Raw genomic sequence first — 22,932 nt, 5'->3', positions numbered from 1 at the left:
CGGGTGTTCCGCCCGCTGCTACGCAGCCGCAGCGCCTACGCTGGCACCGTGCCCCAGTCCGTGCCTCACCCCGACCCGGCGGCCCTTCCCGCCGAGGAGCGTCAGGTCAACCTGCTGCTGGCGCTGCGCAACACCGCCACCGGCCTGACGAAGACGCAGATCATCCAGACGGTCGCCGGCTACCACCCCGACGCCGGCGCCTCCGCCGACCGCATGTTTGAACGAGACAAGGGCGTGCTGCGGGAGCTGGGCATCGAGCTCACCACCACGGGGCAGGGGGAGGAGACCCGCTACCGCATCACCGACGCCGACTACGCGCTGCCCGACCTGTCCCTTACCGCCGAGCAGGCCGCCGCCGTCGAGCTGGCGGCCTCCGCCTGGCGCTCCGGGGCACTGACCCCGGCCGCCCGCCGCGCTCTGACCAAGATTCGGGCCGTGGCCGGTGCCGACGCCGACGCCGGCGCGCTGCCGGACCTCAGCATCGACCTGGGCAGCGACGTCTCCGGCGGGCAGGTCCCCGCCGAGCTCGCCGCCGCCGTCCAGGAGCGTCGGCGCGTGAGCTTCGACTATGCGTCGGCCGGCTCCGGGCGGGTGGGTGCCCGCGTCGTCGAGCCCCACCGGCTGCGCATGAGCGAGGGCGCCTGGTACCTGGATGGCCTGGATCGCGCCTCCGGGCAGCAGCGCACCTTCCGCCTGGCCCGTGTGGTCGGACCGGTATCCCCGGTCTCCGAGGCCGGCGCCTTCCCGATTCCCGAAGCACCCGCCCCCGTGCCTACGGGGGCGCTGATCGCGGTCGCGCCCGACCGGGCCCTGCAGCTGCGCTCGCGCGCTCTGGCCACCTACGGCGCCGCCGAGCTGGCCGCGCGCCCCGCACCACACGGCCTGCCGGAGCCGGCGGGGGAGCTGCTGCCGGAACTGGCAGGGCGACTGCCCGCACACTGGGACGTGATACACGTTGCATTCTCCGATCGCTTCGCCTTCGCCGGAGCGCTGGCCGCGCTGGCGGATGCCGTGGTCGTGCTGGCCCCGCAGGCACTGCGTGACGACGTGCTCGCACATCTGCACGCCGTCGCCGCCCTCACCGCCTCCCCGCAGCCCCAGGAGGTGTGAAGTGGCCCGCCCCAGTTCCACCGACCGGCTCGTGCGGCTGCTCGCCCTGCCCGCCTGGGTGGCCGAGCACGACGGCGCCACCCTCGCGCAGGCGGCCGCGCACTTCGGCGTCACCCCGGAGACGATCCGCAAGGACGTGGACACCCTGTGGGTCTCGGGCCTGCCCGGCGGCATGCCCGACGACCTGGTGGACTTCTCCGCCTCCGCCTTCGAGGCGGGCCGACTCAGCCTGACCGCGCCACTGGGCCTAGACCGCCCCGTGCGTCTGTCTCACCGGGAGGCGGTCGCCCTGCTGCTGTCCCTGGGCGTACTCGCCGATGTTCTGGCCGACGACCCCGACGCCGTGGAGACACTGCGGCGTACCCACCGGGCACTGCGGCAGGCCCTGGGCGCCGTGGACGTGGAGGCCCCCGCCGGACCGCACGCCCCGGCCTCCGGCGTGCTGCGGACCGTCCGCCGCGCGCTGGCCGAGCGCCGACGCCTGCACCTGGCCTATGTCTCAGCCACCGACACCCGCTCCGAACGCGACGTCGACCCCCTCCAGCTGGGCAGCGACGGCACTCACCTGACGCTGCGAGCCTGGTGCCTGACCGCGCGGGCGGAGCGCTCCTTCCGGCTCGACCGCATCCTGAGTGCCGAGGTGCTGCCGGATCCGGCAACGGCCCACCGCACCCAGCGGAGCGAGGCGGCGGCCGAGCCGGAGGCCACGCTCGTCCTGAGGCCGTCGGGCCGCTGGCTCGCAGAGCAGATCCCCTGCGAGCAGGTGCGCACCGACCGTGATGGCGCGCTGCACGTACGTGTGCGCGGGCGCGACCGGGCCTGGCTGGTGGGCCTGCTGCTATCCGCCGGCAGGCACCTGCGGGCCGTCGCGCCCGCGGACCTGGCCGCCACCGCCGGCGCGGCGGCGCGGCGCGCCCTGGCGCTGGACGCCGAGGTGCACGCCAAACCGGGCCGATACGCCTAGGGTGGAACACCGCCGCCTGGTGTACGGGCCCCCACCGGCGAAACGCTAGACTCGTGGCGTACCATGCGGGCTCATTCAGTTGTGAGCCCCACGAAAGGAGCAGCGTCGTGATCAAGCCCACGCACATTGTCGTCCTGCTTGTCCTCGTCCTTCTCATCTTCGGCGCCAACAAGCTTCCCGAGATCGCCGGAAGCATCGGCAAGTCGATGAAGGTGTTCAAGAAGGAGGTCAAGGAGCTGCGCGAGGATGAAGACGCCCCCGCCGTCCAGCAGCCCCCGGCCCAGATTCCGCAGCAGCCGCAGCAGGGCACCTACTACACGCAGCCCACGCAGCCGGGCCAGGCCGCTCCGCAGGCGGTTCCCCCGCAGCAGGGGCAGGCCCCCCAGCCGCAGCAGTACACGGACGGCACCGTCCAGCAGTGACGCGGGTGTCGGCTGCGCCGCGCCACCGCTTCGCAGCCGACACAACACCAGCAGGCCGGCGGGGACCCGGAGCATGGCCCCGTATCCGGCCCGGAACCGCCGTGATATCCGGGAGGAGTAGTAACCGTGCCGCATATGCCGAAGCTGCCCGGTAGCAGGCGCAGGGAGAACCCCGAGGCGATCATGTCCATCGGGGAGCACCTGCGCGAGTTGCGCAACCGGCTGTTCATCTCGGCGATCGGCATCACCGTCATGGCCGTCGTCGGCTACTTCCTCTATGACGAGGCCTATCGGTTCATCACCCACCCCGTTGAGGTCGCCAATGCCCGCGGCGCCAACCTCAACATCAACTTCTCCACCATGCTGTCCTCCTTCGACATGCGCCTGCGGGTCTCCATCTGGCTGGGCGTGCTGCTGTCATCGCCGCTGTGGATCTACGAGTTCTTCGCCTACGTCGGCCCCGGCATGACCCGCAAGGAGAAGGCCTACACCTGGGCCTTCGGCGTGGTCGGACTGCTGCTGTTCGCAGCCGGCTGTGCCCTGGGCATGTGGATCATGCCGCACGCGGCGGTGATCCTCACCGGCTTCATCCCGAAGACCGCCTCCTCCACCGGCATCATGGATGCCTCGGTATACCTGTCCTTCGTGCTGCGGCTGGTGCTGGCCTTCGGCGCCGCCTTCCTGCTGCCGGAGATCATGGTGGCGCTGAACCGGCTCGGCGTGATGAAGGGACGCACCATGCTCAAGGGCTGGCGCTGGGCGGTGGTCGGCATCTTCACCTTCATGGCCTTCGCCAACCCGCTGCCGGACCCCTGGTCGATGATCTTCATGGCCATCCCGATCACCGGCCTGTACTTCCTGGCCTGCTACATCTCCATCCGGCACGACAAGCACGTCGCCAAGCGCCGCGCCGAGGAGGATGCGGCCCTGGACGCCGCCCTGGCAGAGACCTCCGCCGACACCGGCGCCTGAATCGCTTCGCCGCCCGCTTGTCACTGCGCGAATAGGTCCTGGGCCGCGCATAGGGTTGACCCATGAGCTCACCCGCACAACGCTATGCCGCCGCACGCCGTCGTCAGGCGGAGGCGCGCACCGAGCTCTCCCGCTTCGCGGCCACCTACGACTTCCCCTTCGACGACTTCCAGAACGACGCCTGCCGGGCCCTGGAGGCCGGCGAGGGCGTGCTGGTGGCCGCACCCACCGGCGCCGGCAAGACCGTGGTGGGCGAGTTCGCGGTCCACCTGGCGCTGGCCAAGGGCCTGAAGGCCTTCTACACCGCCCCGATCAAGGCGCTTTCCAACCAGAAGTACCTCGACCTGGTTGCCCGTCACGGCGCCGAGCGGGTCGGCCTGCTCACCGGCGACACCTCCGTCAACCCCCATGCCGACGTGATCGTCATGACCACCGAGGTGCTGCGCAACATGCTCTACTCCGGGGCCCGCGACCTGGATCGGCTCGGCTACGTGGTCATGGACGAGGTCCACTACCTTGCCGACCGCTTCCGCGGCCCGGTCTGGGAGGAGGTAATCATCCACCTGGCTCCTCAGGTGCAGGTGGTCTCGCTGTCCGCCACGGTCTCCAACGCCGAGGAGTTCGGGGACTGGCTCGGGCAGGTACGGGGCCGCACCGCGGTGGTGGTCTCCGAGCACCGTCCGGTCCCGCTCACTCAGCACATGCTCGTAGGACGTCGGCTGCTGCCCCTGTACTCGCTGCCGGTGGTCCCCGAGTCGGCCGCCGAGGAGGCGCGCCTGGCCGCCCAGCCGCCGCTGAACCCGGACCTGCTGCGCGCCGTCCGAGACGCGCGTCGCGCCGCCGCGGGAGAGGGACCGGCTGCTGGCCACACCGGGGGAGTGGCGGGACGGCGCAGCTCCCCGGGACGCGGCGGCCGCTGGCGCAGCTCCGCCGGCCGCCCCCCGCGCCGCGGCGACGGCGGCGCGCGCACCGCCCGCCTGCGCCCGCCCTCGCGCCTGGCCGTCATCAAGGCACTGGACCGCGCCGACCTGCTGCCCGCCATAGTGTTCGTGTTCTCCCGCGCCGGCTGCGAGAACGCGGTCCGCGAGGCGGTCACCCGCGGCGTGGACCTGACCACCGCGGAGGAGGCCCGCCGGATCCGCGAGATCATCGACCGGCGCACCGCGGAGATCCCCGCCGGGGACCTGGGGGTGCTGGGCTTCCACGCCTGGGCCAACGCGCTCACCCGGGGCGTGGCCGCCCACCACGCCGGCCTGCTGCCGGTGTTCAAGGAGACCGTGGAGGAGCTTTTCGCGGCCAACCTCGTCAAGGTCGTGTACGCCACCGAGACGCTGTCGCTGGGCATCAACATGCCCGCCCGCACGGTGGTGCTGGAATCGCTGCGCAAGTGGAACGGCTCGGCGCACGTGAACCTGACCCCCGGCGAGTACACCCAGTTGACCGGTCGCGCCGGCAGGCGCGGCATCGACGTCGAGGGGCACGCCGTCGTTCTGGCCACCGACGACGCCGAGCCCGCCTTCGTCTCCTCGCTCGCCTCCCGCCGCACCTACCCACTGGTGTCCGCCTTCCACCCCACCTACAACATGGCGGTCAATCTCCTGGCCCGGATGCCGCGTGCCCGCGCCCGGGAGGTGCTGGAGTCCTCCTTCGCCCAGTTCCAGGCCGACCGGGGTGTGGTTGAGCTGGCCGCGGAGATCCGCCGCAAGCGCCGCCGCTTGGAGGCGCTTGAGCAGCAGATGGCCTGCCGCCTGGGGGACTTCGGCGAGTACGCCCTGCTGCGTCAACGCATCAGTGACGCCGAGGCCGATCAGTCCCGCGGTAACCGGGCGGCGCGCCGCAACGAGGCGGGCCGCTCCATCGGAGCGCTCACCCGCGGCGACGTCATCCTGTACCGCACCGGTCGGCGGCACCGGCACGGCGTCGTCGTCGCCCAGCACAGCGAGCACACCGGCGAGCCACGCCTGACCGTGGTCGGCGAGGACAGGCGGGTGCACACCCTCACCCCCGAGAACGCTCCCGAGGGCGTCACCCGGGTCGGCTCGCTGCCGGTGGCCGAAACGGTCGACGTGCAGCGCCCACGGGAGCGGGACCGTCTGGCGGACCGGCTTCTGGATGCGCTGCGCGCCGGGAACCTCGATGCCTCCACCGAGCGCGGCTCCCGCCGCGGCCACCGCCGGGACGAGGACACGGCACAGCGCCTGGAGCGGCTGCGCCACGAGTTGCGCGCGCACCCGTGCCACGCCTGCCCCCACCGGGAGGAGCACGCCCGCGTCGGACGCCGGTGGGTGCGCGTGCAAGCGGAGCTCGACCGCCTCCAGGCCCGGGTCGACAGGCGTACCGGCACGATCGCCCGCCAGTTCGACGCGGTGTGCAGGGTGCTGCTCGAGCTCGGCTACCTGGTTCCCGCCGACCGGGCTCGCCCCGAGGGCGAGCTGCGGGTGACCCCTGCCGGAAGGATGCTGGCACGCGTATACGCCGAGCGCGACCTGCTGGTCGCCGAGTGCCTGCGCCAGGGGCTGTGGGACGGCCTCGGACCAGCGGATCTGGCGGCGGCAGTGTCCGCCTGCGTGTATGAGCCGCGCCTGGCGGCGGCGTCGCTCGGCCTGTCGGCTGCGCCCGGTTCCCGGCTGGGGGACGTGCTGCGCCGCGAGTTGGTCCTCTCCCGCCGCATCAGCGACCTGGAGGCGCTTGAGCGAGTGGAGCCCTCCACCGGTGCCGAGCCCGCCCTGGCCGGGGCGGTGCGGGCCTGGGCCGACGGCGCCGACCTGGCCGGCGTTCTGGAGGACACGGACCTGACCGCCGGGGACTTCGTGCGCTGGTGCAAGCAGCTCCTCGACGTGCTCGGCCAGCTCGCCACCATCACCTCCGGAGCGCGAGCGGGGGAGCGAGTCGGCCTGGCCCGGCTGGCCGCAACCGCCGCCGAGGCCTGCCTGGACGTCAACAGGGGAGTGGTCAGTTGGTCCTCCGTATGAAACCGCGCCCGCGCCGCCTGGCCCCGCTGCTCGCCGCCGGCTGCGCCGGAGCGGCCGTGTGGGCGGCGTTCCCGCCAGTTGGGGCGTGGTGGGCGGCCCCTCTCGGGCTGGCGGTGTTGGCCTCGGTGCTGCGCGCACGCGGCCCCTGGGCGGGGGCGGGGCTCGGGCTGGTGTTCGGTCTCGCCCTGTTCACGCCGCTGCTGCACTTCACGGCGGTGGCCATGGGCAATCCGGTCGGCTGGGCGGCCCTGACCGCGGTTGAGTCGTTCTATCTCGCTGCCTTCGGTGCGGCCTGGGCACTCGTCGGCCGGATTCGCCGCCTGGAGCGGCCCGGGGGCGCGGCCGTGCTGGCGCGCATACTGGCGTTCACCGTGCTTTGGTGCGGGGTGGAGGAGGTGCGCTCGTCCTGGCCGTGGGGAGGCTTCCCCTTCGGCAGGCTCGCCTTCGCCATGGCGGACGCGCCCATGCTGCCCTTCGCCGCCTACGGGGGAGCGGCCGGGCTCACCGCCCTGGTCGCGTGCGCGGGTGGGGCCCTGGCGGAGACCGCACATGCACTGCGCCGACGGCGCGGTCTGGATGCGCTGCTGGCGGCATCCCTGGCCGGCCTGGTCGTCTTCGCGCCCGTGCTGGCACCGGTGGATGGCAGTGCCCAGGACGGCACCCTGCGCGTCGGCGCAGTGCAGGGCAATGTCGCCGAGGAGTTCGAGGACGCCTTCAACCGGGCGCTGGAGGTGACCGGCAACCACGCCGAGGCGACCCTGGTCCTGGCCGATGACGTCGGCTGGGGCACCCTTGATGTCGTCATCTGGCCGGAGAACGCCGCCGACCTGGATCCGCGGGACTTTTCCGCCTCGGCCGCGCTCGTCGATTCCGCCGCCCGGGCCGTCGGGGCACCGGTGCTGGTGGGAGCCATCTCCTACGCAGACAACGTGCGCTACAACGACATGCTGGTGTGGTCCCCGGGCCAGGGCGCGGGGGAGTACTACCGCAAGCACCGCCCGGTTCCCTTCGCCGAGTACGTGCCGCTGCGCGAGCAGCTGCGCCACCTGAGCGGCCAGGTCGACCGCATCGGCACCGACTTGGAGCCCGGCACGGGCCCGCAGACGCTCACCGTCCACGCCGCCGTGCAGGACCGGGACGTCAAGCTCGCCATGGGAATCTGCTTCGAGGTCGCCTACGAGGACACCCTGCGCGACGGCGTCGAGCAGGGTGGCGAGCTCATTGTCATCCCGACCAATAACGCCAGCTTCCTGCACTCCTCCGAGGCCGAGCAGCAGCTCGCGCAGGGACGCGTCCAGGCGGTGATTCACGGGCGCGCGCTGGTGCAGGTCTCCACCGTCGGGGTGACCGCGGTGATCAATCCTCGGGGCGTCGTCGAACAGCGCACCCAGCCCTACACGCAGGCGGCCCTGGTCGCCGACGTGCCGCTGCGCACCTCTGTCACCGTCGCCGACCGCCTCGGCGCCCTGCCCGGACTCGCCCTGGAGGGGAGTGCCGCGCTGCTGGCCGTGGCCGGTATGGTGTCCGGTGTGTCACGTCTGCGGCGCCGGCGTCGTCTGCGGCGGGCGTGAGCGGACTCGAAGCCCCAGCAAAGGACAGGAGCAGGATCGTGAAGACGCTGGTGGTCATTCCCACATACAACGAGATCGAGAGCCTGGCGGGGGCGCTGGACGGGGTGCGACACGCAGCGCCCGAGGCGCACATCCTGGTAGTGGACGACAACTCACCCGACGGCACCGGTCGGCTGGCCGACGCCCGTGCCCAGGCCGATGACCACATCCACGTGCTGCACCGCACCGAGAAGAATGGGCTTGGTCCGGCCTACCTGGCGGGATTCTCCTGGGCGCTGGCCTCCGGCTATGAGCTCATCTGCGAGATGGATGCCGACGGCTCGCACCGCCCGGAGGATCTGGCACTGCTGATTCAGCGCGCCGAGATGGCCGATGCGCCCGACCTGGTGATCGGCTCGCGCTGGGTGTCCGGTGGCGCTACCGCCGGCTGGGATGCCCGCCGCGTGGCCCTTTCTCGCGGCGGCAACCTGTACATCAATGCCATGCTGGGACTGCGGGTCAAGGACGCGACCGCCGGCTTCCGGGTGTACCGCGCCAGCATGCTGCGGCGGCTCAACCTGGGCGAGGTAGAGGCACTCGGCTACGGCTTCCAGGTAAACATGACCAAGCTGGTGGCGGACGCCGGCGGACGCATAGTGGAGATGCCCATCACGTTCCGTGAGCGGGAGGCCGGCCGGTCCAAGCTCTCGGGCGGAATCTTCTCCGAGGAGCTGGTCCTGGTCACCAAGTGGGGGATCGCCAAGCGTGGCGCGCAGTTGGCCGGCTGGGCGGCCTCCGCGGGCGAGGCCGCCCGTGGCGCCTACAAGCGGGTGCGTACCGCTCAGAAGCGCTCGCGGTAGATCTCGCCGGAGCGCAGCATCTCCAGGCGCTCGTCGAGCAGTACCTTCAGGTCCTCGATGTCGCGGCGCTCCAGCAGCATGTCCCAGTGCGTGCGCGGCGCCTTCTTCGGCTCCTCGGACTCGGGCTCGTCCTCTCCGCGCAGCGCCGCGGCCTGGCCGCACTCCGGGCACTCCCAGGTCTGGGGAATCTCCGCCTCCATGGACATGGGCACGGTGGTGACGTGGCCGAGCGGGCACTCATAGGTGATGTTCTGCCTGGCGGCGAACTCCACGCCCTCCTCGGACTCCATCGACTTCGCGCCGATCGTCATGCCTCGCAGTGCGCGGTCCGCCATGCTTGTGCCCTTCCTATTCGATGTAATCGATGTGCTTCAACTGCCGAGAGGATAACGCGTGGGCGCCCCGACGCATTCCCGCCGCGACGCACCGGCGTCCCCGGTTGATCGGCGACGCCGGAACGCCCTTGCCGCGTGGCGCACTGCGGCATACTTGGCGCCATGACAACCAAGCGTATCGGAATCCTCACGGCCGGCGGCGACGCCCCCGGACTCAACGCCGCGATCCGCGGCTTCGGCAAGGCGGCGATCGCCGAGCACGGCTGGAAGCTGATCGGCTTCCGCGACGGCATGCGCGGCCTGGCCGAGAACCGGTACACCGAGCTGGACGCGAAGGCCCTGTCCGGCATCCTGACCACCGGCGGCACCATGCTGGGCACCAGCCGGGACAAGGTTCACCGCATGGTGGTGGACGGCGAGGTGCGGGACATGATCCCCACCATCGTGGAGAACGTCGAGAAGGACAAGCTGGACGCGCTCGTGTGCCTGGGCGGGGGAGGCACCGCCAAGAACGCCCGTCGGCTGATGGATGCCGGCATCAATGTGCTGCACCTGCCCAAGACCATTGACAACGACATCGTGCGCACCGACACCTCCTTCGGCTTCGCCACCGCCCTGGAGATCGCCACCGAGGCGGTGGACCGGCTGCACTCGACGGCGCACTCCCACCACCGCATCATCCTCACCGAGATCATGGGCCACCGCGCCGGCTGGCTGGCCCTGGGGGCGGGCGTGGCCGGAGGCGCGGACGTGATCCTGCTGCCGGAGGTGCCCTACTCGGTGGAGGCGATCGCGGAGCGGATCGAGCGGCGCCGCAAGCACGGATCCACCTTCTCCGTGGTGGCCGTGGCGGAGGGCGCCCGCAGCGTGAAGGACGCCGAGGAGCTCGCCCACGCCCAGGCACTGGTGAAGGACGCCTCCAGCCCGGAGCTGAAGGCCATGGCCAAGAAGGGGGTCAAGGCGCTGGAGTCCTCGCACCGCGCCAACACCTTCACCCTGGCCGAGCAGCTGGAGGCCGCCACCGGCCTGGAGGCACGGGTGTCCATCCTGGGCTACGTGCAGCGCGGCGGCACCCCCAATGCCGCCGACCGGCTGCTGGGCACCCGCCTAGGGGTGGCCGGGGCGAATGCGATCGCAGCCGGCAAGTACGGAGTGATGGTCGCAGACCGCGGGCACGACACCGCGCTGGTCCCGCTGAAGGAGGTCGCCGGCAAGGTCAAGTACGTGCCGCGCGACCACGAGTGGATCAAGGCCGCCCGCGCGGTGGGCACGGCGCTGGGGGACTGACCTGGATGGAGCCTGGAGGCGCCGTCGCCGCGCGCGCCTCCAGCAGACGCGTGCCGAGCCCCCGCCCACGGGCGGCCTCGGTCAGGTAGCCTGCCGAACCGAACTGCTCAGGTCGGCGGCGAAGGAGGAGACTGCGGCGGTCCGGGTGTGCAGCAGTCCTAGCTCCTCGCGCCAGTCGCCACGCCCAGCCGCGAGGAGGGCAGGCGCCTCAGCCCTACTTATGTCATTCGCGCATTCTTCGTCGCACAGCAGCGGGGTGAGCCACACAGCCGGAACCGCATTGTCGGCCGCCCGGCCCGCGGCCAAAGTACCCAGCGATTTCGCCAGAATCAGACGCTTGCCGTAGAACAACGATTGCCACCGGCAGGGCAGTCAACTAAAATTGACGCCATGAAGACTCTGATAGGCGCAGCCGACGACTCGCCCCTGAAGGAACTCGGACGTATCGTGCGCGCCCGCCGGGAGCTCGACGCCGCTGAGGAGCTCGCCGTACGCCGAGCCCGCAACGCCGGCCACAGCTGGACGGCGATCGGAGCCGCGCTCGGCATCAGCAAGCAGGCCGTCCACCGCCGCTACGGCAAGTAGGCGCCCCCAGTAATCGCCGATAATGTACATTATGTCATTCCGGTGCTGGTGAAGTAGCCGGGCGCCGGCGCGCCCGCGGTCGCGAGTCGCCCGGTCTTGGGCGAGCGCTCCTCTCCCATTCCGACGGGGCTCACATGGAGCTCATACGGAAAGCCCTGCCAAAGGGGGCAACGTGTACCGCGGTTGGCGGACCGTCACCTGGTCCGGCCGTGCCGAGCCGGGCCGGTCCGGCAGCGCCTCGGTACGAACTACTAAGGGAGCCCAAAGGAGTCTCGGTGTTTCTTGCTCTGCGTGAGATAAGGCATGAGCCCGGCCGCTTCGCGCTGGTCGCCTCGGTAATCACATTGATCACCTACCTCACCTTCTTCCTCGCCTCGCTCGCATCCGGCCTGGCCGGCTCCTACCGGGCCGTTGTGGACAGCTGGAGCGCCGGCAGCGTCATCGTCACCGAGGCATCCAACGAGAGCATCTCGGCCTCACGAATGACCGACGCCCAAGTTGCCTCCGCCATGGCCATCGCCGAGGATGCAGACACGCCTGCAGCGACGCTCGTCTCTGTTCCGGCAGTGGCGCAGCTCTCCGCGGAGGCGGACCCGGAAACCGGGCCGGACGCCCCGGAGAACGGCTCCAAGACCGACGTCTTCGCGTTCGGCATCGACCTGGACGGGCGGCTCTCCCCCGCCGTCGTCTCCGGATCCAGGATTACCGATCCCACCAGGGAAGTCCTTGCCGACGAGAGTCTGCAGGCGGAGGGGCTGGCCGTCGGCGACACGGTGAGGCTCCTGGGCTCGGATCATGAGTGGACCGTCACCGGCCTGACTCGGGCCACTACCTTCCAGGCCGCCCCAATCCTTACCATGGATGCGAAGGCCCTGAGGGACAACGGGCCGGCCGCCTTGTCCCCCGCGACCAGCGCCGTCGTGCTCGACCGCGACATTACCGCGGATTCCAAGGCGGCCGCGGCGGCTCCGGCAGCTGGGCTATCGCTTTTGACGAGCGAGGAGCTGATTCAGACGCTGCCCGGATACTCCGCGCAGGTGCTGACCTTCACCCTCATGATCGGCGCTCTCGTCCTGGTGGCCTCACTCGTACTCGGGATCTTCCTCTACGTGCTCACCCTCCAGAAGCGCCCGGTGCTGGGCATTCTGCGTGCGCGCGGGGTCCCGACCGGCTACCTGATCCGCTCCGGAGGCGCCCAGACCGCGGTCCTTGCGGCAGCAGGCGTCCTGGTAGGGCTGCTGCTGACCCTGCTGACCTCGGTCATCCTCCCGGATGCCGTTCCATTCAGGCTGTCTCCGGGGCTCAACGCCATGATCGCTCTCGCCTTCATCCTGGTGTCGGTCCTGGGAGGACTGGCGTCGGTACGCGTAATCGCCCGCATTGACCCGGTGGAGGCGATCTCATGAAGGACGACGCCATCCGGCGCGCACCAGGAGCAGCGGCGATGCGGCTGACCGGGGTGTCTCGTGACTACCACCAGGGCAAGGAGATCGTGCACGCACTCAGGGCCACCGACCTGGAGGTCCGCGGCGGTGAGCTCATAGGCATTCTGGGGCCCTCTGGCTCGGGCAAGTCGACTCTGTTGACCGTCATGGGTGGACTGCGCACACCGACCACGGGCAGCGTGGAGATCGGCGGGCAGCCGTTCTCCACGCTGCCGGAGAAGAAACGGGCGCAACTGCGTCGGCAGTACCTCGGGTTCGTACTCCAGACTTCGGGCTTGGTTCCATTCCTGACCCTGGCCGACCAGTTCGCCCTGCATGACCGAGTGCTTCGGCGTACCACCGCGGCGGAGCGTCGCGACCAGTTGCTGGACGCCCTCGGCATCAGTGAGCGTGTGCACGCATACCCGTCCCAGATGTCGGGAGGCGAGAAGCAGCGCGCCGCTATCGCCGTCGCCGTGTACCACGACCCCAAGGTGATCCTCGCCGACGAGCCCACGGCGGCACTGGACTCCCACCGAGCCCACGACGTGGCACGGCTACTTGCGCAGCAGACGCACGAGCTGGGCAAGGCCACGGTAATGGTCACCCATGACGAACGGATTCTGCCGGTATGCGACCGAGTCATGGTCATGCACGACGGCGCGCTCAGTGACCAGGAACACATCGAGTTGCCGTAGCACCTGGCGCTCCCCCGCACGTCCGTGCAGGTCATGTACACCGAAGCCGCCAGTGCGACATATGCTTGCCCAGTACGGACCATCTGTTGCGAGGAGACGCCGGACCCGCTCATCGCGAGCCGACTGCACGAAACGTACCGATGTTCCTCCGGGACGGATCCGCACCCCCACAATTTGGTCTAGAATGTCATGACATAGCCATGGCCACGGCGGCCAGCGGGCCGCCGGGCACACACAGTCGGCCCGCCCGGGCTAGGCTTGAGCCGGATTTGTCGGGCAACCGCACAAATCCTTAAGGCCGGGCGCACAGGTTCATGAAGTCCACAGTCTCACAAAGGAGTTGCCGTTGGTCGTACGTCGCGAACCCACGCTTGCCGACGTCGCCGAAGTCGCGGGCGTCTCCTTGACCACCGTCTCCCGGGTGCTCAACAACCGGGGATACCTCAGCCAGGCGACCAAGGATCGGGTCGCCAAGGCCATCACCCAGCTCAACTACCGGCCCAACCAGGTCGCCCGTGCGCTGCACGGCAAGTCGACCAACATCATCGGCGTGATCGTTCCGACGGTGGCACTCCCCTTCTTCGGAGAGCTGGCCGCGGAGATCGAGAACGCACTGGCCGACCACCACTACCGCATGCTCGTGTGCAACTCGATGGGACGCGCAGACCGGGAGCGCGAGTACCTGGACCTGCTTGTCTCCCACCGCGTTGACGGCATCATCTCCGGCGCCCACAACGAGAACCTCGAGGAGTACCAGACGGTCCGCATGCCGCTGGTGACGATCGATCGGGACCTCTCCCCCAAGATCCCCAATATTCGCTGCGCCAACGAGCCGGCCGCACGGGACGCCACCCGCCTACTGCTGGACCGCGGCGCCCGCCGACCCGCGCTGCTCACCTCGCGCACAGGCCGACACAACCGCCGTGAAGCGGGCTACCGAACCGTGCTGCGTGAGGCCGGCATCGAGCCGCTGATCTTCACGGTCGACTTCCACACCCCCGACGCCGAGCGGGCCAGGCTGATCGACGGTCATCTGGATGCGGCCGCTGAGGACATCGACGCCGTCTTCGCCACCGACGACCTGTCCGCCGCGGCGGTGCTGGACTGGGCCGAGCGCCATGGGCGGCGCGTGCCGCAGGACTTCAAGGTGATCGGCTTCGATGGCACTGCCGCCGTTAGGCGCGCCCTGCCCGGCCTGGCCACGGTCCGTCAGCCCCTGACCGACATCGCACACACCGCCGTCGAGGTGCTGCTGGCCCAAATTCAGGCCCAGGCCAATAATGAGGATGCCGCTCCGGTGGACTTCCCCATCGAGTTGCCCGGCGAGCTGCTTCCCGGCAAGACGACGTAGCCGTCGCTTTCTCCCGCCACTTCCCCACGCCGCGGCGTGGGGGGGGGATGCGAAGGCCGGTGGCCGCCCCAGTTTCCCGGGGCGGCCACCGGCCTTCGCTTACACGACTCGGTAGGTCCTACACGCGCGGCTTAGGCGCCCACCGGCTCGGTGACGGGAGCGACGGCGTACAGCGCGTCGCCGCGCGCCACCGCGCCAGTGTGCTCGTCGATGACGCCGGCGAAAGCGGTCGCATTTGACACCACGATCGGAGTGACGGTCTGGTAGCCGGCAGCAGTCACACCGGCCCAGTCCACCTCAACCAGCGGCTGGCCGCGCAGCACCTTGTCACCGGCGGAGACCTTCGGGGTGAAGTGCTTTCCACCCAGCTCAACGGTGTCCATGCCGACGTGGATCAGCAGCTCGACGCCGCTGGCCGAGCGCAGGCCGTAGGCGTGACCGGTCGGGAAGGCCACGAGCACCTCGCCGTCGACCGGGGAGACCACCGGACCGGAGTCCGGCACCACCGCCAGGCCGGGGCCGAGCATGCCGGAGGCGAAGGTCTGGTCCTGCACCTCGGACAGCGGCACGGCGCGGCCCTGAATGGGCGAGGCGATGGTGAAGTCGGTGGCAGCCTCGGCCGGCAGCTCGACGGTCGCCGCGTGGGCCTTGGTGGCCTCGGCCTCGAGAGCGGCCTCGTCCACCTCGTCGTCAGCCGCGAAGGAGGCCTGGCCCTTGGGCGTGCGGCCGTAGATGAAGGCGGCCGCGAAGGCGATCGCAAAGGTGACCAGTTCCAGAATCACGTAAATCGGGATCTTTTCGGTGATGATCGAGACGAAGCCGACGAACCCGGCCGCGCCCAGCGCGGCGCCGCGCACGTTGAACAGGGCCACGCCGGCGCCGCCGATGGCGGCCGCACCCATACCGATGAAGAAGGGCCAGCGCAGCCGCAGGTTCACACCGAAGATGGCCGGCTCGGTAATGCCGAAGACGGCGGAGACACCACCGGCACCGGCAAGACCCTTCATCTTGGCGTCCTTCGTGAGCGCGAAGACCGCCAGCGCCACGGCGCCCTGGGCCACGTTGGCCATGGAGGCGATCGGGAAGATGAAGTCGCCGACGCCGCCGTTGACGGGCAGCAGCGGGATCTCAACGGCCGGGAAGGACTGGTGCAGACCGGTGACGACGATCGGCGAGTAGACCAGGCCGAAGAGGAAGCCGCCGACGGGGCCGAGCGTGTTGTAGGTCCAGTCCAGGCCCTCGGTGATCCAGATGGACAGCTGCCGGGTGATCGGGCCGACGATCACGAAGGTGAGGAAGCCAGTCACCAGCATCGTGATCAGGGGCGTCAGCAGGAAGTCCGCGGTGCCGGACAGGCGCTTGTGCAGCCACTTCTCAATGGTGGACAGGATCCACGCGACGCACAGCACCGGGATGACCATCGCCTGGTAGCCGATCTTGTCCACGGTCAGGCCGAACAGGCTCCAGGTGTCGGAGGCGCCCATGTACTCCCAGAAGGACTGGGCGGCGGCCTCGTCGGCCATGTTGTAGGCGGAAAGCAGCGAGGTGGAGACCATGGCCGCGCCCATGGCCGCGCCGAGGTAGACGTTGCCCCCGAAGCGCTTGGTGGCCGAGTAGCCGACCAGCACGGGCAGGAAGGCGAATGCCGCGGAGGAGATCATGTTGATCAGCTCGGCGTAGTCGGCCAACCAGGTGAAGCGCCCGACCAGGGAGTCGCCCTTGAAGAAGAGGTCGTTCGCGGTCAGTACGTTGTTGATCGCCATCATCAGACCGCCGGCGATCAGGGCGGGCAGGATCGGGACGAAGATGTCCGCGATCATCTTGATGAAGCGGGAGACGATGTTGCCGCTCTTGGCGGCCTCCTGCTTCGCCTCATCCTTGGACACTTCCTTGACGCCGGCCTTGACCATCTGCTCGAAGACGATGTCGACGTCTCCGGGACCGACGATGATCTGGAACATGCCACCGGCAACGAAAGTGCCCTTGAGATCAGGGTCCTTGTCCAGCGCCTTCTGGTCCACCTTGTCCATGTCATTCAGGACGAGGCGCAGGCGGGTCGCACAGTGTGCGGCCGCGTTGATGTTATCGACGCCACCGACGTACGTCAGGACGTCATTCGCCACGCGGGCGTGATCCATTGCCACCCGGGCTTCCTTTCTGTGGGAACTGATGACTCTGCATTGAGCTCGACGGAGGGTTCCGGTGCGCGGAGGTCGGTGACCGATCTCAGCGCGTAGACCTGTGTCAAACGTTGGTCAGGCTACCTGGCCTCCCCGGAGTCCGCAACTGTTCTCGCCATACAATTCACCGGTACAGCGCGGCTTGTGGACTCAAGGCAGACCCGGCCCGGCGTCAGTCATAGACGACGGCGCTACCCCCCTTCGGCACCAACCGGTCGTCGGCGATGAGGCCGGCGCCCGAGGCTCCTGGGGCTACGAAGCTGCGCAGGGTGAAGGCGATCTCCCCGTCGCCCACGAACACCTCTGTGAGGGAGCGATCGTGCAGGACCTCCAGCCGCGGCTGCGTCCCCGTCGGCAGGGTAACGGTGCGGATATCCCCGTGCTGGGTGTAGCGCGAGTGGGAACGGTCCACAACCAGCCGCGTCGAGTCGCCGTCCGAAACCAGTTCAACGGTCACGTAGCACGTTTCGTCGCCGATGCGCAGACCCCACCGCGCGGCGGCGGGATCAGCCTCCAGGCGCAGCCGCCACGAGCGGTGCCCCTCCAGCTCCCGGATGGCGGTGGTGGTCTCCAGCTGCTGTCCCACAACGCTCAGCGCGGGGGCGTCCTCGGGCAGCGCCACCGCCGGCTGCTGCAGCAGGCGCCCGCCGCGCAGGGTGAGCACGCGTGGCACGGTGAGAGCATGCACCCAGCCGCCGGTATCGATCGACGGCTGGTCGTCCTCGGAGGCGTTGCCGGCCCAACCCACCAGAGTGGCGGGACCGGGCTCGCCGGGGCGCCGGGCGAAGGCCTGGGGGGCGTAGAACTCGAAGCCGCGGTCGACCTCGGCGAAGGTGCCGTCGCACTCGCGCAGCTCTGTTCCCACCAGGCGGCCAACGGTGTAGACGCAGGGGAAGATGTTCTCGTAGCCCTCGGCTGCGGGCTCGATGCCCTGCGGGCACCAGATCAGCACGTCCCGCACCTGGCCGGTCAGCTCATCCGTCAGCCGCACCAGACCGGGGCACTCCCACATGTACCCGAAGCGGTCGAAGGCACCTCCGGCGTCGGGAAAGGTCAGCTCGCCCTCCAGCTGCCAGGAGAGCAGGTCGCTGGAGCGGTACAGCAGCGCGGCTCCGGTCAGGTCCTCGCGCTGCACACCCAGGAGCATGCGGAAGCTGCCCGGGGAGTCGGGATCGCGCCACACCTGGGGGTCGCGGAAGTGGGCCGTGTAGCCGGCAGGATGGTCGGGCAGCAGCGGGTTGTCCGGCCACTTGTCGAAGCGCTCCAGGTCTGGGCTGGTGACCAGGCACTGGCTGGCGGTGCGCTCGTCGGTGACGGGGTCCTTGAGGTTACCGGTGTAGAAGAACTGGTAGGGCGCCTCAGCGGGGGCCGCGTGCAGCTCATCGCCCTCCAGTACGACGGCGCCGCCGGAGTAGGCGCCGGAGCGGTCGTAGAAGGAGTCCGGGATGATTGCCGGGTCGTGGTGGGTCCAGTGGAGCAGGTCGCGGGAGGAGGCGTGTCCCCAGTACACCAGCTTGCGGTGTGGATGGAAGGGGCTGAACTGGTAGAAGGCGTGGTAGGTGCCGGAGTCGACCAGCAGGCCGTTGGGGTCGTTGAGCCGACCGATCGGCGGTGCCAGGTGCACCAAAGGGTAGTCGGGGTCGGCGAGTGCGTGCGAGCGGGTGATTGCCTCCAGGGCGGCCGCCCTCAGATCCTCGGTCATGCGGTGACCCTAACAGCCGCCGCCTGGGTGCAGGAGCCGATTGGGACGACGTCCCTCAAGGCCCGGTGGAAGTCAGTGGAAGTACGGGATCAGCAGCCACAGCCCGAACACGGCGATCCCCACCACGCAGGCGATGAAGAAGCCGGCAGCCACCTCGGCGGCGTGCAGGCCCTTGACCTCACCGGCCTGCCGCTTGATCCGAACGGCGGCGAGCATGCGCACCGCCGCGGAGGTCACCGCCAGGATGAAGGCCGCCCCGGCTACGGTGACGACTGTGACCAGGGCGAGCGAGGACCAGTCGATGCTCATACCAGCGCCCCTGTCCCCCGGTCGCCGGAGCCGGCTCCCACCAGCTCACGCTTGACCTGCTCCAGGCTCCTTGGGGGCCGCCCCAGCTCCGGGTCGGTCTGCTTGGCCACTACCACCTTGTCGGCGTCGTTGACGTTGGAGAAGTCCACCTTGTTGTGGTTGGCCTGGCGGATGATGAGCAGGGCGCTGAGCAGCAGCAGCACAATCACGGCGATGGTGCCGATGACCCCGCCCTTGACGGCGATGAAGGAGGTGACGGCGCCAACCACGGCGGCGCATGGCAGCGTAATGAGCCAGGCGGCGCCCATCTTGCCGAAGGTGCCCCAAGAGACCTTGGCGCCTCGGCCGATACCTGTGCCGAGGATCGATCCAGTGCAGATGTGCGTGGTGGACAGGGCGAAGCCGAGGTGGGAGGAGGCCAGGATGGCGACGGTGGACGTCGTCTCCGCGGCGAATCCCTGCTGCTGGTCGATGTGGACCAGGCCCTTGCCCATCGTCCGCATGATGCGCCACCCGCCGGAGTAGGTGCCCAGCCCGATGGCCGCGCCGGCGGCGAGTATGACCCACCAGTACGGTGCGGATCCCGCCTCCTGGTATCCGGCGGCGATGAGCACGAGAGTGATCACCCCCATGGTCTTCTGCCCGTCGGAGGTGCCATGGGCCAGGGCCACCATGGAGGCGGAAATGCGCTGGCCGTTGCGGAACATCTTGTCACCGAACTTGTCCGTGGGCCCGGTGATCCGGTAGCTGACCCAGGTGGCGAGAGCCGACGCCGCTGCGGCCACAGCCGGGGCGATCAGGGCGGGCAGCATGATCTTGGACAGGACGGTGCCCCAGTGCACTCCCTGAAATCCGGCGGCGACTACCACGGCGCCGATCAGCCCCCCGAAAAGCGCGTGGGAGGAGGAGGACGGCAGGCCCAGCAGCCAGGTGGCCAGGTTCCACAGGATCGCGCCGGCCAAGCCGGCGAACACCATTGCAGGCGCTGCCTGAATCAGCGAGTCGTCGAACATACCGTGGGAGATCGTCTTGGCCACCTCGGTGGACAGTGTGGCGCCCACCACGTTGAGGATGGCGGCTACCAGCACGGCGCGCCTGGGGGTGAAGGCGCCCGTGGCTACGGAGGTCGCCATGGCGTTGGACGAATCGTGGAAGCCGTTGGTGAAGTCGAAGATCAACGCTGTGACGATGACCACGACCACGATGAAAAGGGTTGTACTCATGCCATTTCCGGTCCGATACGTGGGCCTGCGCCCATGCCGGAGTCCTCCGAGCACTGCTTCGGCCCGGGCCGCGGTAACGCGACCCGCTGTCATTCTTACCCCCGGGGTAAGTGCGGCTGTAGCTCAGACGACTGGAATTCACCAACTGTTCACTCGGGGTGTGGCCTCGACGACGCCCGCCGAGCTCGTCCGGTGCGCCTGCTCACACCCGCGTCCGGGCCGGGCGCGAAGAGGCCCACACCTCACCGGCACCCCGTCGAGCCACCGGGCGCGCGACGGGCTTGAGCGATAGGGTCACTCCCATGGCAGCCCGAAGTGGTAGCAACAGTACGCGGCAGACCCGCAAGCGTCGGCGCGCTCCGTCCGCGCCCCTGGACCTCGGCATCGATCTCGGCACGACGCGCACCGTCGTGGCCCGCGCGGACCGGGGCAACTATCCCGTCATCGGCTTCACGGATACCGAGGGCGACATCCATGAGTTCTTCCCGTCGCTGACCGCGCTGACCGCCGACGGGCTGGTGCACGGCTTCGAGGCGCGTGCGGCCGCCCGCCGCGGTGCGCCGCTGCTGCGCAGCCTCAAACGAGTGCTGTCCTCCCCCACCGTGACCGCGCAGACACCGGTCCGAATCGGCGACGCCACCTTCACCGTCTTCGAGCTGCTGACCGACTACCTGGCCACCGTGCGCTCCCAGCTGCTGACGTCCTATGAGCTCGACGGGGCGGACCCGGCGGGCGAGGACGCCAATATCGTCGTCGCGGTGCCTGCCCACGCCTACGGCGCCCAGCGGTTGATCACGCTGGACGCCTTCCGCGAGGCCGGCTTCCACGTCACCGCCATGCTGAACGAGCCCAGCGCCGCCGGCTTCGAGTACACCCACCGCAAGTCGGCGACCGTTTCCTCCCGCCGCACCCGAGTGCTCGTCTACGACCTGGGCGGCGGCACCTTCGACACCTCGCTGGTGGACGTGCGCGGCCAGCTGCACGAGGTACTGGCCTCACGGGGTGCCGGCGACCTGGGCGGGGACGACCTGGACCTGCTGCTCGCACAGCTCTCGCTCCAATGCGGCGGCGTCGCCGAGGAGGAGCTGACTACGAGGGAGCTGGACGACCTGCTCGATCAGTGCCGCGACGCCAAGGAGGCGATGGCGCCGCAGACACGGCGGCTGGTCATCACCCTGCGGGGAAGGGATCTGGTGCTCCCGGCGGCCGACTTCTATGCGGCTGCGACTCCCCTGATTCAGCGCAGCCTGGACACCATGGCTCCGTTGATCGGCCGCCTGGACGATGGCGGGCCGGATCTGGCGGATATCGCCGGCATCTACCTGGTCGGCGGCGCCTCCGCCTTCCCGTTGGTCCCGCGGCTGCTGCGGGAGCGCTTCGGTAGGCGTGTGCACCGCTCCCCCTACCCGGGCGCCTCCACCGCAATCGGTCTGGCGATCGCCGCCGACCGCACGGCCACGGTGGCGCTGACCGACCGCCTCTCCCGCGGCTTCGGCGTGTTCCGAGAGGCCGATGGCGGCGCCCGCACCGTCTTCGACGCGCTCCTGACCCAGGAGTCGGTGCAGGAGCGGGCCGACGGCGCCAGCGGCACGGTCATCACCCGCCGCTACCCCGCGGTTCACAATGTCGGGCGTTACCGCTTCGTCGAGTGCGCCGGGGTGGACGAGGCCGGTGAGCCACGCGGACAGCTCGCCCCCTATGAGGACGTGCTGTTCCCCTTTGACCGCGGCCTGCGGGACGTCGACGAGCTCAAAACCGTGCCGGTGCACCGCCTCGGCGGAGGTCCGCTGATCGAGGAGCGCTACGACATCGACGGCGCCGGGCTCATTCACGTGACGCTGACGGACCTTTCGGACGGCTACTCCCGCACCTACGTGCTGGGGCGCCGCACCGCGTGACGCCTGACGGGTGCCGCCCGCCCCGAAACCCTGCGTGGGCCGGGCGGCACCCGTCAGGCCGTAGGCGCGTCTATGGCGGACTCGGGAGTACTCAGGAACTCAGCGCCCGGAGCACGGCTGCGACCCGACTCAGACCTGAGCCAGGTCCGAGGCCCGTGTCAGCGCCGCGGCCTCCTCCGCAGCGAGTTCCAGCGAGAGCGCATCGAGGATGGGGCCGAGCTGCGCATCCGTGCGGGCCGAGGCGAGCGGTGAGATGACACCCGGGCGGTCGCGCAGCCACGCCAGGGCGACCGCGGCGGGGGCGACCGCATGGGCGTCGGCGATCTGGCGCAGCAGGTCAACGACGGCGAAGCACTCCGGGCGCAGATAGTCCTTCACCCAGCCGCTGCGCGCCGAGGCGGAGTCGGTGCCGGGCAGGTACTTGCCGGTCAGGAAGCCGGAGGCCAGGGAGAAGTATGGGACCAGGCCCAGGTGATGGGCCGCCGCCACCTCCCCGCGATTCCCGGGGCCCTCGACGTCCTGGCGATGCAGCAGGTTGTAATGGGGCTGGAGCGCCACCGGAGGAGCGAAGTCGTTGGCGGCGGCAATGGCGCACCACTCCTCGATCCGGTCGGGCATGTAGTTCGACAGGCCCACGTAGCGGGTCTTGCCGGCGGCACGCACCGCCTCGAATGCCGCGACGGTCTCCTCCAGTGGGGTATCCGGATCATCGAAGTGGGCGTAGTAGAGGTCCACGTGATCGGTCTGCAGCCGGTCCAGGGACTCGTCGATGGCCGTGTGAATATTGTCGACCGCGAGGCCCCTGCGGTCGGGCTTGGTGGAGACCTTGGTGGCGATGACGACGTCGTCGCGCTGCCCGCGGGAGCGCAACCAGGAGCCGATGACGGCCTCGGACTCGCCGCCGACGTGTCCCTGGGCCCAGTGGGAGTAGCCGTCGGCGGTGTCGATGAAGTTGCCGCCGGCGTCCACGTAAGCATCCAGGATGCGGTGCGAAGCAGGCTCGTCCGCGGTCCAGCCGAAGACGTTACCGCCAAGCCCGATAGGGCTGACGGCCAGGTCGGAGCTGCCGAGTGTCCTGGTGGCTGCCATC

General features: G+C 69.8%; 19 protein-coding genes. 13 read left to right on the top strand and 6 right to left on the bottom strand.

Going from position 1 to position 22,932, the window contains the following annotated elements; translation table 11 throughout:
- The first annotated feature begins 48 nt into the window (after positions 1–48).
- The 7 genes from BLR49_RS07950 (at position 49) to BLR49_RS07920 (ending at position 8,850) form a co-directional block, all read left to right on the top strand.
- Positions 49–1,110, top strand: coding sequence for a helix-turn-helix transcriptional regulator (locus BLR49_RS07950; RefSeq protein ID WP_092536218.1), 1,062 nt, complete (start codon positions 49–51; stop codon positions 1,108–1,110).
- A gap of 1 nt (position 1,111) precedes the next feature.
- On the top strand, positions 1,112–2,074 hold the full coding sequence (locus BLR49_RS07945; protein WP_092536070.1) for a helix-turn-helix transcriptional regulator: 963 nt from the start codon (positions 1,112–1,114) through the stop codon (positions 2,072–2,074).
- A gap of 107 nt (positions 2,075–2,181) precedes the next feature.
- A complete protein-coding gene (tatA, locus tag BLR49_RS07940) occupies positions 2,182–2,496 on the top strand; it encodes a Sec-independent protein translocase subunit TatA (RefSeq protein WP_092536067.1) in 315 nt (104 codons plus the stop codon).
- Positions 2,497–2,631: 135 nt separating this feature from the next.
- Positions 2,632–3,468: a twin-arginine translocase subunit TatC gene (gene tatC / locus BLR49_RS07935; RefSeq protein ID WP_425425762.1), complete on the top strand. Its 837-nt coding sequence runs from the start codon at positions 2,632–2,634 to the stop codon at positions 3,466–3,468.
- Positions 3,469–3,530: 62 nt separating this feature from the next.
- The gene (locus BLR49_RS07930; protein ID WP_092536061.1) at positions 3,531–6,440 is read left to right on the top strand and encodes a DEAD/DEAH box helicase; all 2,910 of its coding nucleotides are present in this window, start codon (positions 3,531–3,533) and stop codon (positions 6,438–6,440) included.
- Positions 6,437–8,011 carry an apolipoprotein N-acyltransferase gene (gene lnt, locus BLR49_RS07925; RefSeq protein WP_092536056.1) on the top strand — a complete coding sequence of 525 codons (1,575 nt, stop codon included), beginning with the start codon at positions 6,437–6,439 and terminating at the stop codon, positions 8,009–8,011. Before BLR49_RS07930 ends, lnt begins: the two co-directional genes overlap by 4 nt.
- A 38-nt stretch (positions 8,012–8,049) precedes the next feature.
- A complete protein-coding gene (locus tag BLR49_RS07920) occupies positions 8,050–8,850 on the top strand; it encodes a polyprenol monophosphomannose synthase (RefSeq protein WP_092536053.1) in 801 nt (266 codons plus the stop codon).
- Here the strand turns inward: BLR49_RS07920 and BLR49_RS07915 are convergent.
- Complete coding sequence (locus tag BLR49_RS07915) at positions 8,832–9,185, bottom strand: RNA polymerase-binding protein RbpA (protein ID WP_092536050.1); 354 nt, start codon at positions 9,183–9,185, stop codon at positions 8,832–8,834. The two genes, BLR49_RS07920 and BLR49_RS07915, sit on opposite strands and share 19 nt — an antisense overlap.
- 162 nt (positions 9,186–9,347) lie before the next feature.
- Between BLR49_RS07915 and BLR49_RS07910 the strand changes: the two genes are divergently transcribed.
- From BLR49_RS07910 to BLR49_RS07890, 5 genes are all read left to right on the top strand, one after another.
- The gene (locus tag BLR49_RS07910) at positions 9,348–10,472 is read left to right on the top strand and encodes a 6-phosphofructokinase (RefSeq protein WP_092536047.1); all 1,125 of its coding nucleotides are present in this window, start codon (positions 9,348–9,350) and stop codon (positions 10,470–10,472) included.
- A 390-nt stretch (positions 10,473–10,862) separates the two neighbouring features.
- Positions 10,863–11,057 carry a helix-turn-helix domain-containing protein gene (locus BLR49_RS07905; RefSeq protein WP_218121330.1) on the top strand — a complete coding sequence of 65 codons (195 nt, stop codon included), beginning with the start codon at positions 10,863–10,865 and terminating at the stop codon, positions 11,055–11,057.
- A gap of 275 nt (positions 11,058–11,332) precedes the next feature.
- Positions 11,333–12,463, top strand: coding sequence for an FtsX-like permease family protein (locus BLR49_RS07900; protein ID WP_092536044.1), 1,131 nt, complete (start codon positions 11,333–11,335; stop codon positions 12,461–12,463).
- Positions 12,460–13,179 carry an ABC transporter ATP-binding protein gene (locus tag BLR49_RS07895; RefSeq protein WP_245690552.1) on the top strand — a complete coding sequence of 240 codons (720 nt, stop codon included), beginning with the start codon at positions 12,460–12,462 and terminating at the stop codon, positions 13,177–13,179. Before BLR49_RS07900 ends, BLR49_RS07895 begins: the two co-directional genes overlap by 4 nt.
- 346 nt (positions 13,180–13,525) lie before the next feature.
- Complete coding sequence (locus tag BLR49_RS07890) at positions 13,526–14,530, top strand: LacI family DNA-binding transcriptional regulator (RefSeq protein WP_092536038.1); 1,005 nt, start codon at positions 13,526–13,528, stop codon at positions 14,528–14,530.
- 131 nt (positions 14,531–14,661) lie between these two features.
- On the opposite strand, the gene BLR49_RS07885 is transcribed toward BLR49_RS07890, so the two are convergent.
- The 4 genes from BLR49_RS07885 to BLR49_RS07870 all read right to left on the bottom strand — a co-directional run bounded on the left by BLR49_RS07885 (position 14,662) and on the right by BLR49_RS07870 (position 19,944).
- Positions 14,662–16,668: a sucrose-specific PTS transporter subunit IIBC gene (locus BLR49_RS07885; RefSeq protein WP_176760814.1), complete on the bottom strand. Its 2,007-nt coding sequence runs from the start codon at positions 16,666–16,668 to the stop codon at positions 14,662–14,664.
- Between the two features lie 214 nt (positions 16,669–16,882).
- A complete protein-coding gene (locus BLR49_RS07880; RefSeq protein ID WP_092536032.1) occupies positions 16,883–18,412 on the bottom strand; it encodes a glycoside hydrolase family 32 protein in 1,530 nt (509 codons plus the stop codon).
- Between the two features lie 72 nt (positions 18,413–18,484).
- The gene (locus BLR49_RS07875) at positions 18,485–18,721 is read right to left on the bottom strand and encodes a hypothetical protein (protein ID WP_092536029.1); all 237 of its coding nucleotides are present in this window, start codon (positions 18,719–18,721) and stop codon (positions 18,485–18,487) included.
- A complete protein-coding gene (locus tag BLR49_RS07870) occupies positions 18,718–19,944 on the bottom strand; it encodes an inorganic phosphate transporter (RefSeq protein WP_092536024.1) in 1,227 nt (408 codons plus the stop codon). The genes BLR49_RS07875 and BLR49_RS07870 overlap by 4 nt, the downstream gene beginning before the upstream one ends.
- A gap of 302 nt (positions 19,945–20,246) precedes the next feature.
- Here BLR49_RS07870 and BLR49_RS07865 point away from each other — a divergent pair, with 302 nt between their 5' ends.
- Positions 20,247–21,842: an Hsp70 family protein gene (locus tag BLR49_RS07865; protein WP_092536021.1), complete on the top strand. Its 1,596-nt coding sequence runs from the start codon at positions 20,247–20,249 to the stop codon at positions 21,840–21,842.
- Between the two features lie 129 nt (positions 21,843–21,971).
- Here the strand turns inward: BLR49_RS07865 and BLR49_RS07860 are convergent, their stop codons facing one another.
- Positions 21,972–22,931: an aldo/keto reductase gene (locus BLR49_RS07860; RefSeq protein ID WP_092536018.1), complete on the bottom strand. Its 960-nt coding sequence runs from the start codon at positions 22,929–22,931 to the stop codon at positions 21,972–21,974.
- Between the last annotated feature and the right edge of the window lies 1 nt (position 22,932).

Origin of the sequence: Actinomyces ruminicola (assembly GCF_900103885.1) — a bacterium.
GTDB classification, from domain to species: Bacteria; Actinomycetota; Actinomycetes; order Actinomycetales; family Actinomycetaceae; genus Actinomyces; species Actinomyces ruminicola.
This window is presented reverse-complemented; position numbering and strand designations above follow the sequence as displayed.